Source organism: Kitasatospora albolonga, assembly GCF_039535905.1.
Classification (GTDB): Bacteria; Actinomycetota; Actinomycetes; order Streptomycetales; family Streptomycetaceae; genus Kitasatospora; species Kitasatospora albolonga.
On record NZ_BAAAYB010000069.1, the window covers coordinates 1 to 15,569 of the forward strand.

General features: G+C 68.0%; 6 protein-coding genes. 5 read left to right on the top strand and 1 reads right to left on the bottom strand.

Annotated elements, in window-relative coordinates; all coding sequences use genetic code 11:
• Positions 1 to 7,778 precede the first annotated feature (7,778 nt).
• From ABD946_RS17105 to ABD946_RS17120, 4 genes are all read left to right on the top strand, one after another.
• Positions 7,779 to 8,024 carry a hypothetical protein gene (locus ABD946_RS17105; RefSeq protein WP_345284462.1) on the top strand — a complete coding sequence of 82 codons (246 nt, stop codon included), beginning with the start codon at positions 7,779 to 7,781 and terminating at the stop codon, positions 8,022 to 8,024.
• A gap of 254 nt (positions 8,025 to 8,278) precedes the next feature.
• Positions 8,279 to 9,148, top strand: coding sequence for a FadR/GntR family transcriptional regulator (locus tag ABD946_RS17110; RefSeq protein WP_345284464.1), 870 nt, complete (start codon positions 8,279 to 8,281; stop codon positions 9,146 to 9,148).
• 482 nt (positions 9,149 to 9,630) lie between these two features.
• Positions 9,631 to 11,265, top strand: coding sequence for an RNA polymerase sigma factor (locus ABD946_RS17115; RefSeq protein ID WP_345284466.1), 1,635 nt, complete (start codon positions 9,631 to 9,633; stop codon positions 11,263 to 11,265).
• Between the two features lie 251 nt (positions 11,266 to 11,516).
• Positions 11,517 to 12,377, top strand: coding sequence for a S1 family peptidase (locus ABD946_RS17120; protein ID WP_380149867.1), 861 nt, complete (start codon positions 11,517 to 11,519; stop codon positions 12,375 to 12,377).
• A 240-nt stretch (positions 12,378 to 12,617) separates the two neighbouring features.
• Here the strand turns inward: ABD946_RS17120 and ABD946_RS17125 are convergent, their stop codons facing one another.
• Positions 12,618 to 12,848: a DUF7455 domain-containing protein gene (locus ABD946_RS17125; protein WP_345284470.1), complete on the bottom strand. Its 231-nt coding sequence runs from the start codon at positions 12,846 to 12,848 to the stop codon at positions 12,618 to 12,620.
• A 503-nt stretch (positions 12,849 to 13,351) separates the two neighbouring features.
• On the opposite strand from ABD946_RS17125, the gene ABD946_RS17130 reads away from it, so the two are divergent.
• Positions 13,352 to 15,463 (top strand): DNA gyrase/topoisomerase IV subunit B, encoded by a 2,112-nt coding sequence (locus ABD946_RS17130; RefSeq protein ID WP_345284472.1) that lies wholly within the window; start codon positions 13,352 to 13,354, stop codon positions 15,461 to 15,463.
• The last annotated feature ends 106 nt before the right edge of the window (positions 15,464 to 15,569 follow it).

A 15,569-nucleotide genomic window follows, 5' to 3' on the forward strand; every position in this document is an offset into this window, starting at 1 on the left:
GCGGGCGCGGCGGGTGGAGGCGACCGGGCTCGCGCACGCACCCAGCTGATGGTTGCTCGTCGTCCCGGCCCCGTGCTCGTTGCGGAGGGCAGGACAACATCGAGCGGGAAGGCCGAAGGGGCACGCCGCCTGCTGTGCGGACTGTCCGGGTGGTTTCTGCGCGGAAGGGAAGCCGGCGCCTGGCGCAGTCCCTCGCGTGTGCCATAGTCCCTCCTGCGGCGATGGCGGCTCAGTTCCGCCATCGGGCACCGCCGCTCTCGGACCAGAACAGGCCGCGATGGACTGGCACCTATGTTGAGCGCCTAGACGAAGGACGGCCGCGGCCGGACTTCGGGGCTCCAATCGGGATACTCCGGCGGCGTACGGCTCACTCGTGAGTCGTCACCGCCGCGCAGCATTCGGCCCCCGACGGCACCGAACCTCTGCGGCGGCCAGCAGCCACACCGTCGGGTCGGGGTCACTCGAGATTGGTGGTCGGCATCGGCCCCCCTTACCGAGCGCTCGCTCGCAGGGCTAGGGCCTGGTGTACGCCGGGTTGGCGAGGGGGGCCGACTGCCGCCCTTGGTGGCCAGACGCGCTCACGGGCCCGGGTGTGGAGCCCAGGTCTTGCTCTTTCGGCCGGGGACGAGAACGTGGCCCGGATCTACACTAGCCGGTTACGGCTTCCGACCGTCGGACCGCCCTGCTCGCCGAGCGCGATAGCGCCGGTACGCACGGCGGGGCCGCACGCCGGGGGCTCGGGTGCGGCCCACGCCGCGCGTTTTTCACGACTCGCGGGGGGGAAGTCAAATGAAACAAAAAAAAGCGCAACTAAAAAAAAAACCAGAAGCGGTCGATCTTGCGACTGAACGGCGGCGTTGTCGTCGACCGCGCGCTTCCTACAGAGCGTCCGTTGGCCCCTCGAGGAGGCGTTTGACGTGAAGGTGCCAGATCACGTATGTCGCGCTGGCGCCGTCGCTAGAAGTTCTTGATAGGTAGCCGAGTCCGTGCGGGTGCCAGCACTCCACACATTTTGAGTTTTTTTTTTTTTTTTTTTTTTTTTGTTGGGTTTTTTTTTGAGGTTCGCCCTTGTAGGTGTGCTTGATGATCCACTCGACCTTGAGCATCTCGGCGGGGCGTTTGTCCGCTCACCCCGCCTGTACCGTGAACTGGCGACTCACGGTGCTAGTATAAAGGTCGGCGACAGGCGCGTAGTCCGGCGGGCTTTTCGGAACTCTGCGGCAAAAAAAAAAACAAAAAAAAGAAAAGAAAAAAAAAAAGGGGAGGAAAGCGCGTGGTGGCGAACCAGACCGCCGACGGTAGCAGGCAGCGGTGGCGAGGGCACGCCTAGTCCCGGAGGGGGTCTAGAAGCGTCAACCACGCGCATAATGGTGTGGCTTGTTCACCAGGTTCGGGTGGCCACCTGGGGTCCGGGTCCTCTGCGGTCAGCTCCACCGGCGGATGGGGGGTCTCTCCGGCTGGTCTGCGTCATCTCCGCGGCAGGCGCTGCACGGCTTCTACCAACGTTCGGAGGGGCGTTCCGCAACGCTCGACGAGTGGGGGGGAGGGGAGGGGGAGAAGAGGGGTGGGGGTCTCGATGGAGCATGGCGGCCTCAGGGGGGGCGGGATGGGCAGCTGCCCGCTCCAGGGCACGCTGACCAGGGGGGGGAGGGGGCCGCGAGGACGCGCTCTTGGACAGCGTCCGGGTGCCGCGGTGAACCCGGATCAAAAAAGAGAAAGGACAAAAAAAAAAAAGGCCTGACGGTCGAAAGGGGCTCCTGCCACCCACCACGGCGTCAAGAGGTGACCGTGGACGGGGTTTGCGGGGGGGAACACGGGGGAGCAGGCAGGCCGGCCCGGATAATCCGCTAGAGATTTCACCTCGGACACGACCCTCGCCAGCTCGCCGAGATCTCCGCGGGCCAGCTGCATGGGCGAGGGACAGCTGCTCGGGTCGGGTCATCGGCCGGCCCTGCGCTGGTCCGGTCCGCAGCACAGCGCCTCCGTGGTGTGCGGCCTCTTCCCCTCCCGCACGCCGTCCTGGCCCGAGCGGTGTGTCTCCGCTTTACTTTAGTTGCAGCCGGGCTCGGCCCGTTGGTCTGTGCGAAGTCTCAGCACCATCCATGCATACCCTCTTTCTCTGCCAGAAAAAAAAACTCGGGCCCTCGACCCGCCCACCGGGACGCTGTGAGCCTCGTCCGGTGTGGTCCGCTGTGCTCCTGTTGCGTGCGGCCCGTAGGTGCCTCGCTTGGCGACCGACCCAGCTCCTTCCCTCGTATGTTGTCCGCTCCCTTGACGCTCGCGTGGCTGCTTATCGTGTACTGCACCTCCCCCACGACCTGTAGCGCCGTGCTCGCGGGGCTGCTGCCTGGTCGGTTGTCGGTGCTGCTACCACGCGACGCCATCATGGCGGCCTGCGGCTTCACCTGCCGCGGACAGACCCGGCGGGTCGCGGGCGAACTGAACGTCCGCTCGTCTGGCACCCCGTACAGGCGACCATACCAGGTACGCAGGCCGGGTGTCCCCGGCCCGCTCCGGCACGGCGAGCCCGAGGCTGCTTCCCCCCCCTGCACGGTCGCGACTGGCATGGTCACGGCCACCCTGCTCTATCGTCAGCGCGGCTGGCGGACGGCGGGGCGTGGCGCCTGCGGGCGCCAGGCAGGTGGCGCTGAGGCCCTGGCCGGAGTCGTCGGCGGAAGCTGGGGAAACGGCGGTGGACACAAGCGGCGAACTTAACGTCGCACACGATCCAGTCCGTCTGACAGAAAGGACCTCAACCAAAGGTCCCCACTGCTCTCAGTTTACCTTCCTTCCTCTTTTCGCAGCTCCTTTCTCCGTCTGTGCCCGGTCTCCCTACTTCTTGGTTCTTTCACCTTTCCTTGCGTTTCTCCTTTTTTCCCTTGTTGACTCCTTCAGCCCTGTGTCAACCCTTTTCTCCCAAAAAAAAAAAAAAAAAACACCACCAAGAAGCGTTGCTTCCTTCCATTTCCCTTCTTCATCCTTCTTCCCTGGAAGGGGCGCCCTTAAGATCTCGAGTGTCTTCGAAAAAATTTCCTCTTAGAAAAAAAAATTCTTCATTTTTACTCAAAAAAAGAAATCTTTTTCACTCCACATTAACACACATCATGGGTTGCAAAAACAAGCAATATTTGCAAAAAAAAGACAAAAAAAACTTCGGAGTTGCGGGAGCAGGACAGCCACAGGCTGATACGTGCTGCTGCGACGGCCCGAACTGCTGGAGGCACCGGGGTGGGAGGTGGGGGGGGGGTGGGGGGGGGGAGGGCGGGGGCGTCCGCGTGCGCCGCCGAGTGGCGGTCCTGGCGGCCGGGCTGCGGTCTAGCGAGGAGTTCCCGCGAGCAGTTTCTGTGTATCGACGAAAAGGCGTGTTGCTGCCAAAAAAAAGAAGGGCGGGCCCTGCTCGCCCCTACCGGCCAGAAAAAGCTGCCCAAAAAGAACCGTACAAAAGGCCTCCTCCTTCGTCCACCTCTGGACCTCGTCTGCCGCCGGAGTGGCGACCGGCACGAGGCCTGCTCGACGGGAGCAGAAAACTAAAAAAAAAAAAAACATGGTGCTGTCCCACCGGCCTGTCACCGCCGTATTTCGACTGCGGCTAGGGGGCCTGGACGGTATCCTCGTTTTTACCGGCGGATCCGCCGGTTCAACCCGCTCGGGGCACCGCAGCGGTCGCGGGTCCGGGGTGCCACGCAACGGCGTAAATAGGCGTGGTCGGCCTATCACCGTCAGTGCGGCAGGAGTTTCGGCGGGAGGCGCGGGATACTGCTGGAGGCCTGAATCGACGCCTAACAGCCACAGTTCGAAGGCCGGTGCCGAGGATAGTACGCGGGGGAGCAGCGGGTCGCCGTGTGCGCCGCCGTGCCGCATCCCCTCCGCCTGCCGCCCGCGGCGCTCTCCTCCGCTGCGTGCCGTGCACCTGTCGCGGGCCTGGGCCGGGTCCGACCCACCGTCCCGTCCGGCCGGGTCACCGATCCGCCCGGGCCCAGCACCCGCCCGCTGGGAGTAGAGGCCTAGGAGCTCGGCGGCCTGCGGGTGGCCGGGGTAGCCCTTCTCCGGCGGATCAGCCTGGATCGGCGTCCGCGGTCGTGGAGGAAGGCCTCCGAAGAAGCAACGACGCATCCAGCTCGTCACCCGTCTGTACTGCCCGGGCGGCGCCTCGCCGACGCTCGCCCCGACCTCGTCCAGGGGACCCTCCCCCCGGGGCGCCGGGCACAGTCGTCCCTCCGCGGCTCTCCTCCCTGGCGCTCCGTGGACGGAGCCAGGATCTGATGGAGCCGCCCGTCCGGGCCCTGTTCTTATCGTCAGAGAGCACCGTACTATGATCTCGCATAGTCTCAGGCTATGCACCGGTCGGCGCGTTCTCGGTTGCGCTGTCGACTGTGATTGTGACCTGGTGGTGCAGGCAGTGCAGTCACGTCGGCTACTGTTACCTTGGCTCGTCCGCCGGGGTCGGCGCCGTTCCAGGTCTTACGTGGCACTGCCCGTGTGCCTTTTCCGCCTGGCGGAGGGCCTGTTTCGAGTCGGCCGTCCGGGCTGAGCTGGCCAGAGAGGACCGGGCCTGCGCGCCTATCCTCCGCCCCGGCCAGGGTCCCGCACATCTGGGCCCTGCCTGGAGACAGCTCCGCGACCTACGGGCACCCGCATCGTGCGACCCCCGCATGTCGGGTGGTCAGCCTCGGCCCACCTCGCCTGGCCCCCGACCTGCCCACGCCCCGCCCCGGCGGCGAGCCAGCGCTGGCCCGTTTGGGCGCCGGTCGGCGACTCTCATCGGCCCCACGCCACGGCGGAGGGGGTCCGCTCGCCTTCGACCACGGGAAGATCCTCGCCGGACGCGCGTGGACAGCGGGCCCCTTGAAAAAAAAAAAAATAAAAAGAAACTACAGATCGAGACTCCTCGACTCCTGGTGCCAGGCCTGCCCTCTGCCGCCGGAGTTCAACCGTCGGCGAGCTCCGCCGGGAGGTCTAGCGAGGCGGTTCTGGGGGGGTGAGTCCTCTGATCCGCCCGTGGCACACCTGTCTCCCGGAAGTCACCGGCGACCCCGGGCTTCCTCTGGCCCACGCGGTTGCAAGCGACGACCGTCGGGCGGCCGTCCCGCGCAGCTCTTCAAGGGCCCGGCGGTAGGCCACGGTGCCTCAACCCGCCGCTGCTTCGCCCGGAGTCCCTGAGCCGCCTCCACCGCGACTCCGTCCAGGGGCACTGGTCCCCTGATCGAGTGAGGTGCGGCCACGCCGTCCGCTCCGCTCCGTAATGCCCATTTCCACTGCTGCTCGCCCTACGTGCTCCCAGCGGAGGAGGGGAACGACAAGCAGCTCCTGCTGCCCGGTCGGCCGTAGACGGAGCAGCAGTGCGATGATCCAGATCACCGGACTGACCAAGGTCCCACCGCCGAGATCGCCCCGGCCACTTCTCCGAGTCGCTCACCTGTCGACGGGCCCGCCGGGGCTTGTCCAGCGCCGTGCTCGTGCGCGAGGGGGCCGGGGCGAGCGCGACGAAGGGGGGGGGCGCCTTCCGGCCTGATGGTAACACAGGAAAGGACAAAGGGAGAGGCGGCGCAAAAAAAAAAAATGGGGCGTAAAAACAAGAACAAATTTCAAAAAAAAAAAAAAAACGCGCGGCGACTAGGAATCAGCTCGTGCCACCCCAGGGGGGCGGGCGGGGTCGGGGGGGTCGGCGTCCCTGCTTGTCCCTAGGTCCTTGCAAAAGAAAAGAAAAGAAACAAAAAAAAGGGAGAGCAGGGGTTGCAAAAAAAAAAAACAGAAAAAACCCCTTGCATCTGGCCCCACGTCCCTGCGCTACATTCTGGCCGTGCCGGGAAGGGCCCTGTCATTCGGCTCGTCCCGGCGTTACACATCTTTCCTCCGCCCCCTTGAGGCAGACTACACAGCTGGTGCCGAGTGTCGGTCCGGCAAAAAAAAAAAAAAAAAAAAAAAAAGAACCGGCTTCGGGCGGGGGTCCTGTTCTCGCCGCGGCAGGGACCGCCTCCTCTCTTCGGCCGGACTGCTGTCTCTTTTTCTCCCTGTGCACCCTTGCTTCTGTACGGCTCTACCTAGTTTTCCATCTTCCCCGTCTCTACATCGATGTGTTTCCACTCCTTCCTTTCGGCTCCGGCGGGGCGTTCTGCGTGCCTCCTTATCACTCTGTTCCTTTCACCACCCCGCACCCCTCAGGCGTCTCTCCTACCTTTCCTTAATCCTTTATTTGACGCTCCTCAGGTGCCTGTTTGGCCGACGCATTCTTTCACCCTGTTCCGCCCCTCTTCTTCCCCGTAATGGTTCTCTTTCCTGTCCTCCTCCATTATTGTGTCCCATGCTGTTCCTCCCTGCTTACTCTCAGGCCTACGCATGTCGCACCGTGCCTACGTCTGCCCTGCCTCGTCCGTGTTTGATCGTTCTTACCGTACCGTATGTCGGCTAACCTCCTACCTCCACCTCATCCTGCTCCACTATGCTCTCCGTACCTATGTTTCTATCAGCCCGTCCCCTCACCCTTTGCTCCCAGCCTCCTCCTGGCCTTCCTTTACGTTCCCCACCCTTGTCCGTTCGGCCCATCGGCCTGGCCACGGGACCAGGTTAGAGTCGACTTGCCCCTTCCGCAGCGTGCACTCTGTCCGTCCCTGTCACCTCCTCCGTCCGTCACCACGGCCGGACTTCTTAGCTACCAAGTTATTTCCTGTGATCCCGCCTTTTCCCTCTTTCCTGCTCGTTCTTCAACGCTTGTCCGTCCTTTGTTGCTCAAAAAAAAAGAAAAGAATTTTCTTCCTGTTTTCGTCTTTTTTCGCTTCTGCTCACTGGTCTCATCAAAACTCACCACGTAGCCCATGAACAGACCGCCGTCCTGCTCGGGCCGCCCCATCGCTCCCGGGGTGCAACCCGTCCGGCACCCAACACCAGGCCGAGCCGTACCCACGGCCCCCCGGCGACAGAAACCCGGCCAGCCGGGCCCGGCCGAGGCGGGTACGCCCTCGCAGCCATCACCTGAGCGGCCTCAGCTTCTTCCGCGATACGAACTCCCAGGTTCCGCCCCCGGCTTCGTCACAGCGCCCGCCCCCGGCCGCTCCCGCACCCCTCCCTCCGCCCCACGGGGAAAACCCGTCCGATCCCAGACCCCCTAAAGCCCCGAGACCCGCAAATACGCAACTCCCCGCCCCCACCGAACGCCCCCGAGCCCCGGAGCGAGTGACCGTGCGTGGCGTACTGGCCTACGAGCTGCGCCGCCCTGCGCGGCACTCCGCTCCACCTGGCTGATCCTGGCTCGGGTCCGTGCCCTGCTGGTCGACGCCGCGCCGTGGCCGCCGTGCTGCGCGCGCCAACTGCCCGCCGGCCGCTCGGTGCGGCCGGCGGCCTCCGCTGCCTGACGGGAGCCGTGGTCCCGCTGCTGCTGCACGCTCCCGATCGCCGCCCTCTGGCGCGGGCGCCCTCGGGTGCGGCGCCCTCTCCTACGGGCACTGCAGGTGCGCCACACCGGCCTGGTGGCCGGCCCGTGTCGCCTCGTCCGCGGCTCGGGGCTGTCACCGCGAAGCTGGCCGTCACCGGGCCGGATGTGATCTGCTGCTCGCCGCCGTCACCGTCGCCGTGCAAACGCGCGCTGGTGCTCGCCGTCGCCCGCCCGGGCGTCCAAGTGCGAGGCACGCTCACCGACCGCTCCGCAGCGGCCTTCGGCGACCTGCTCCGGTCCGCTCGCGCTCTTCGCCGGACCTGACGGTGCTGGCCGGCTGGGCCGGCCTGCTGCTGACCTCGCTGCATCCGGAGAGCGGCGGCGGCGGGCCTGCTGGTGCTGTGGCGCGGTGCCCGCTCTGCTCGAACCGGCGCTCGCCCTGCTGCTGCGCCGCAGCGGGCCGGGGCTGGCCGGCCAGGCCCGCGAGCTCCTCCCGTGTCCAGTACGGCCTGGACCTGGTCCGGGTGTGTCGACACAGCAGCGGTTGGGGGCGGCACCGGCCCTGGACGGTGCCTTCGTCGCGGCCGTGCTGGCGCCGCTCGCCCTGCTCCTGGTCGCGGCGGTCCTCGCCCAACTCCGCCGTCGAGCGCTCTGACTCGTCGCGCTCTGACTCGGAGTGCTCCGAGCCGGAGCGCGCCGAGTCGATCACTCCGCCGCGCCCGTGCCGAAGCGTGAACGACCGCCCTTCAGAGGGTCGGTGACACCCCGTCACCAAGATCCGTACAACCGCGTCGATCTGGGGGATTACGGCTGATAAGAAGTCAATTGTCCGGTCACGGGCGATCACCCTTTCGTGTGCTTTTCACGAGAATTCTCAAGGCGGGCCCGCCGATCGCCGACAAAGGAGCTGTGAGTACCCTTGCGCACCCCACCATGAACGCAGCTCGTCCCTCCGACGCAGTCGTCCCCGGAGAGCTGGACCGCTTCTCCTACGCCGAACGGCCCACCCCGCCCGCCCCCCGCTGGGAGGGCTCCGAGGTCGACCTGCGGGTCGGCCGCAAGACCACCAGCAGCCGGGGCCGCGGCCTGCACGGCCAGCTGGTCCAGCAGCTCGGTCAGATGATCGTCTCCGGTGACCTGGGCGCCGACCGCCCGCTGGTGCCGGAGGAGATCGGCCAGCGGTTCGAGGTCTCCCGCACCGTCGTCCGCGAGTCCCTGCGGGTGCTGGAGGCCAAGGGCCTGGTCAGCGCCCGGCCGAACGTCGGCACCCGGGTCCGCCCGGTCGGCGACTGGAACCTGCTGGACCCGGACATCATCGAGTGGCGCGCCTTCGGCCCGCAGCGCGACGAGCAGCGCCGCGAGCTCTTCGAGCTGCGCTGGGCGATCGAGCCGCTGGCGGCCCGGCTCGCGGCCGGCCACGGTCGCGAGGACGTCCAGCAGCGCCTCACCGAGCTGGCCGAGGTGATGGGCCACGCCGCAGCCCAGGGCGACATGGTCAGCTACGGCCGTGCCGACATCGAGCTGCACGCGCTGGTCCTGCAGATGGCGGGGAACCGCATGCTGGAGCACCTCTCCGGCATCGTCGGCTGCGCCCTCCAGGTCTCCGGCGGCCCGGCCACCTCCTGCGAGCGGCCGTCCGACTCGGCGGTCAGCCTGCACGCCCGCCTGGTCGACGCCCTCGGCACCGGCGACGGCACCGCCGCCGAGGCCGCCGTCCGCGCCCTGCTCACCGTCCACCCCGAGGTGGAGCACTCCGTCCCGGCCCCGCGCGAGCACTGACCCCGCGCGAGCACTGACCCGGCGCGAGCACCGGCCCGCGCGGACGGCAGCGATCCGCACGGAAGACGGATCCGCACGCGGAAGACATGCGTAGGACATCCGGAAGACAACGATCCGAGCACGGAAATCCGTCGGTACCCAATGGCCCTTCAGTCGCTCTCCCCTGCGACTGGGGGGCCATGGCCGTCCCGGGACCTCCCGGCACCCCCGCACCGGCCCCTCCCGGGGCCCCGGTGTGACGGGCGCCACCAAGGGCATGCGTAACACTTGAGGAGCGGCGGCGATGTGTACGGAGCGGAAGCGGCTCCGGAATACCACCACCGTGTCAGAATGCTGTGTTGGTCTGCGGCGCCGCTGCCGTCCTGCACACCCCAGTCCCCAAGCCCGAGCCGGTCGGAACCGGGTCCGCGCGCCTTCCGCGTGGCCGCTCCCGTCGGCTCGGCGGCCGGTACTGGTGTCGAGTTCACTCATCGTCCGAGAGGTTGTTCGTGTCGGCCAGCACATCCCGTTCGCTCCCCCCCGAGATCGCCGAGTCCGCGGCTCTGCTGGCGCTCATCGAGCGGGGCAAGGCCCAGGGGCAGATCGCCGGTGACGACGTGCGTCAGGCTTTCGAGGCGGACCAGATCCCGGTCACCAAGTGGAAGAACGTCATGCGCAGCCTCAATCAGGTCCTGATTGAGGAGGGTGTGGACCTCATGGTCAGCGCGGCGGAGCCGTCCGCCGCGAAGCGCAAGGCGACCGCGACCAAGAGCGCCGCCAAGCGCACCGCCGCCAAGACGGTCACCACCCGCACCCCGTCGGCGCCGACCAAGCCGCCGGTGCGGATCGCGCCGTCCGCCACCCCGGCCGCGCCGGCCCCGGTGGTGCCCGAGGTCCGCGTGGTCGAGTCCGTCGAGGGCTTCGGCGAGGGCACCGAGGTGCGTGCGGCCGTGGCCAAGAAGGTTGCCGCCCCCGCCAAGAAGGCGGTGGCCAAGAAGGCCGCCGCCCCCGCCAAGAAGACGGCGGCCAAGAAGACTGCCGCCACCAAGTCCACCTCCAAGGACGGCGAGGAGGAGCTGCTCGGCGAGGAGGAGCTGCTCGAGGACGTCGCCCTGCCCGGTGACAAGGAAGCCGGCCCGGAGACCCCCGAGGAGGAGTCGGACCAGGGCTTCGTGCTCTCCGACGACGACGAGGACGACGCCCCGGCCCAGCAGGTCGCCGTCGCCGGTGCCACCGCGGACCCGGTGAAGGACTACCTGAAGCAGATCGGCAAGGTCCCGCTGCTCAACGCCGAGCAGGAGGTCGAGCTCGCCAAGCGCATCGAGGCCGGCCTGTTCGCCGAGGACAAGCTCTCGGCCGCCGACAAGCTCGCCCCGAAGCTCAAGCGCGAGCTGGAGATCATCGCCGAGGACGGCCGCCGGGCCAAGAACCACCTGCTGGAGGCCAACCTCCGCCTGGTGGTCTCGCTGGCCAAGCGCTACACCGGCCGCGGCATGCTCTTCCTGGACCTGATCCAGGAGGGCAACCTCGGTCTGATCCGTGCGGTCGAGAAGTTCGACTACACCAAGGGCTACAAGTTCTCGACCTACGCGACCTGGTGGATCCGTCAGGCCATCACCCGCGCGATGGCCGACCAGGCCCGCACCATCCGCATCCCGGTGCACATGGTCGAGGTCATCAACAAGCTGGCCCGCGTCCAGCGCCAGATGCTCCAGGACCTGGGCCGCGAGCCCACCCCGGAGGAGCTGGCCAAGGAACTCGACATGACCCCCGAGAAGGTCATCGAGGTCCAGAAGTACGGCCGCGAGCCGATCTCCCTGCACACCCCGCTCGGCGAGGACGGCGACAGCGAGTTCGGTGACCTGATCGAGGACTCCGAGGCGGTCGTCCCGGCCGACGCGGTCTCCTTCACCCTCCTCCAGGAGCAGCTGCACTCCGTCCTGGACACGCTCAGCGAGCGTGAGGCGGGCGTCGTCTCGATGCGCTTCGGCCTCACCGACGGCCAGCCGAAGACCCTGGACGAGATCGGCAAGGTCTACGGCGTGACGCGCGAGCGCATCCGCCAGATCGAGTCCAAGACCATGTCCAAGCTGCGCCACCCGTCGCGCTCGCAGGTCCTGCGCGACTACCTGGACTGATCCCGGGACGGACACACACCGGAAGGCCCGGAGCGGTTCACCACCGCTCCGGGCCTTCCGGCGTTCCGCCGTCCCGGCGCTGCGCGGTTCCGGTGTCCTGGCGTCCGCAGGACGACGCTGCGTCAGCCGAGGGAGCGTCAGGTCGCCCGTCCGGGTACACCCGGCGCGGGCGCCAGCACGGTGGGTGACGGCTCCACTACGCTGTGCCGGTTGCTGTCCGCCGACCGATCTTGGAGACCTCGGTGCCGCCCATCACGGACGCCCGCCCGACCCCGCCGACCCGCCGCCGTCACCGCCGGGCCGTCGCCCTGGCGCTGCTCGCCTCCCTGCCGGCCCCGCTGATCGCCCTGGGTGCGGCCGGCCCGGCGAACGCGCAGCGCCGCATCGTCGGCGGTCAGAACGTGAGCACCCAACAGGTGCCCTGGATGGTCGCCCTGGCGAGCCGTCAGCAGTTCGGGAGCGCGCGATCGGGTCAGTTCTGCGGCGGCGCGCTGATCTCGCCGACCAAGGTGGCCACCGCCGCGCACTGCTTCTACGACGAGTCCAACGGCCAGCGGGTGAACCGCCCGGGCCTGCGGGTGATCGTCGGTCGGGACGACCTGGGCCGCACCGGCGTCGGCCGCGAGGTGGAGGTGCGCGAGATCTGGGTGCACACCTCGTACGACTTCGCCCGCAACCTCAACGACGTGGCGGTGCTCACGCTGGCCGAGGACCAGGGCGACCGCCCGGTGATCGAGCTGGTGGGACAGGGCGAGGCCGACCCGTACGCTCCGGGCACCCGGGCCACCGTCTTCGGCTGGGGCGACACCCAGGGCAACGGCAGCTACTCCCGGACCCTGCGCTCGGTGGACGTGCCGATCGTCTCCGACCAGGTCTGCGGGGACGCCTACCGGCAGGGCAGGGACGGCTCCTACGACCCCCGGGTGATGGTCTGCGCCGGCGAGCAGAAGGGCGGCAAGGACGCCTGCCAGGGCGACAGCGGCGGGCCGTTGGTGGTGCAGGGCCGACTGGTCGGGCTGGTCTCCTGGGGCACCGGCTGCGCGGATGCGCGCTACCCCGGGGTCTACACCCGGGTCGCGGCCGTCTCGGACGCGGTGCACTCCAGGATCTGAGTCGGACCCGGGACGGATCAGGGCCGCCACGTGCTCCCGTCGCCGCCGCGCTCCGTGCTTGCCCGGGCACGCTCCGGCGCTGCCCACGCCGCTGGGGGTCGGGGAGCTGACGGAGTGTCGGACATCACTCGATGCCGGCCCGGGAAACGCAGCAGAGCCGGACGGCCACCCTCCGGGAGGAGGGGTGCCGTCCGGCTCCGCCGGTGAGCCAGCCGGGCCCGCCTGTGCGGGCCCCTGGGCTCAGCGCTCGTCTTCGGAGGCGCTGGTGCTGGTCTCGGTGAGGCGACCGGTCTCGTCGTGTATCTCGACGGCGATCTTCTTCAGCTCCGGCTCGAACTTCCGCCCGTGGTGGGCGCAGAAGAGCAGCTCTCCGCCGCTCGCGAGTACGACGCGCAGGTAGGCCTGGGCGCCGCAGCGGTCGCAGCGGTCAGCCGCGGTGAGCGGGCTCGCAGGGGTCAGAACAGTAGTCACGTCGCCTCTTCTCTAGCTCGACGAGCTGTCGTACCAGGGTCAACATCCAACCAGGCCGAAAACGTTCCCGCTCGTGGCTTTTCTTCTCTGAGGATTCTGCTGTGTTGTTGATGAGGACGTGCCCAGGCCGTCGGCGGTTCATGCCTGTCGACTTCCAGGACTCGCCATTCGGCTCGAACTCCCGAACGGGTCGGGGGTCGAGGTCCGCGTAGCATAATCCTCTGCTGGGTTGGAGCATAAGCCCCGTCCACGACACCGGTAGCCTGCATAACGGCTGCTCCGCCGCCTGCCCCGGGGCCGACGGTCCGACAGGAGCCGTGGTGGCAGGTGGAGATGGCGTTCCGGTGCCGCCGGAAACGGGCCGGCTCTTGTTCGCGCAGCGCGTACAAGCTGCGGAGGCCGGGCCCGATGTGTCTCAGGCATTGGGAACACTGTGGGGGTCGGCCGCCTGACGGCGGGCCGAAGTAAGACGAGTCAGAACGTCATTGAGGAGTGCACACCGCGTGAGCGCCGAACCGACCGCGTCGTCCGCCCTGCTGGCCGGAGACGACGGTTCCAACTACACCGCTCGGCACCTGCTCGTCCTGGAGGGGCTGGAGGCGGTCCGCAAGCGCCCCGGCATGTACATCGGCTCCACCGACAGCCGCGGTCTGATGCACTGCCTCTGGGAGATCATCGACAACGCGGTGGACGAGGCCCTGGGCGGGCACTGCGACAGGATCGAGGTGGTCCTGCACGAGGACGGCTCGGTCGAGGTGAAGGACAACGGCCGCGGCATCCCGGTCGACGTGGAGCCCAAGACCGGGCTCTCCGGCGTCGAGGTCGTGATGACCAAGCTGCACGCCGGCGGCAAGTTCGGCGGCGGCTCCTACGCGGCCTCCGGCGGTCTGCACGGCGTCGGCGCCTCGGTGGTCAACGCGCTGTCGGCCCGGCTCGACGTCGAGGTGGACCGCGGCGGGCACGTGCACGCGATCAGCTTCCGGCGCGGCACCCCCGGCATCTTCACCGAGCTCAGCCCGGACGCGCCGTTCGAGGCCGGCAGCGGGATGACCAAGAAGGGGAAGGCCCCGCGCGGCCGCACCGGCACCCGGATCCGCTACTGGGCCGACCGGCAGATCTTCCTCAAGGACGCGAAGCTCTCGCTGGAGACCCTGCACGCCCGGGCCCGGCAGACCGCGTTCCTGGTGCCCGGCCTGACCATCCTGGTCCGTGACGAGCGTCTGACGGAGAGCGAGAAGGTCCAGCAGGACACCTTCCGCTACGACGGCGGCATCGGTGAGTTCTGCGAGTACCTCGCCCCGGACAAGCCGGTCTGCGACGTGCTGCGCCTGCAGGGCGAGGGTTCCTTCAAGGAGACCGTCCCGGTGCTGGACGAGCTCGGCCACATGACCCCGACCGAGGTCACCCGCCAGCTCGGGGTGGACATCGCGCTGCGCTGGGGCGCCGGCTACGACACCACCCTGCGCTCCTTCGTCAACATCATCGCCACCCCCAAGGGCGGCACCCACGTCACCGGCTTCGAGCGTTCGCTGGCCAAGACGGTGAACGAGGCGCTGCGCGCGGCCAAGGTGCTCCGGGTCGCCGAGGACGACGTCACCAAGGACGACGCCACCGAGGGCCTGACCGCGGTGGTCACCGTCCGCCTCGCCGAGCCGCAGTTCGAGGGCCAGACCAAGGAGGTGCTCGGCACCTCGGCGGCCAACCGGATCGTCGCGGCCGTGGTGGCCAAGGAGTTGAAGAACTTCCTGGCCTCCACCAAGAAGGACGAGAAGCTCCAGGCCCGCGCCGTGCTGGAGAAGGTCGCGGCCGCCGCCCGCACCCGGGTGGCGGCCCGTCAGCACAAGGAGGCGCAGCGCCGGAAGACCGCGCTGGAGACCTCCTCGCTGCCCGCCAAGCTGGCCGACTGCCGCAGCGACGACGTGGAGCGCAGCGAGCTCTTCATCGTCGAGGGCGACTCCGCGCTCGGCACCGCCAAGCTGGCCCGCAACTCCGAGTTCCAGGCGCTGCTGCCGATCCGCGGCAAGATCCTCAACGTCCAGAAGGCCTCAGTCTCGGACATGCTGAAGAACGCCGAGTGCGCCTCGATCATCCAGGTGATAGGGGCCGGTTCGGGCCGCACCTTCGACATCGACCAGGCCCGCTACGGCCGGGTCATCTTCATGGCCGACGCCGACGTCGACGGTTCGCACATCCGCTGCCTGCTGCTGACGCTGTTCCAGCGCTACATGCGGCCGATGGTCGAGCAGGGCCGGGTGTTCGCCGCCGTGCCCCCGCTGCACCGGATCGAGCTGACCAGCCCCAAGCGCGGCCAGGACAAGTACCACTACACCTACTCGGACGCCGAACTGCGCTCCACCCTGCTGGAGTTCCAGCGCAAGGGGCAGCGCTGGAAGGAGCCGGTGCAGCGGTACAAGGGCCTCGGCGAGATGGACGCGGACCAGCTGGCGGAGACCACCATGGACCCGCGCCACCGCACCCTGCGCCGGATCAACCTGGGAGACCTGGAGCAGGCCGAGAGGATCTTCGACCTGCTGATGGGCAACGACGTCGCCCCGCGCAAGGAGTTCATCGTCGACTCGGCGGCCACCCTGGACCGCTCGCGCATCGACGCCTGAGCCCCCGCACCCGAAGTGAGCCCCCGTCAGCCGACGGGGGCTCACCTGTTTGGGTGAACGTATCTGCAAAGCCCCGGCGCAGACGGGACGGACCATCCCATCCTTG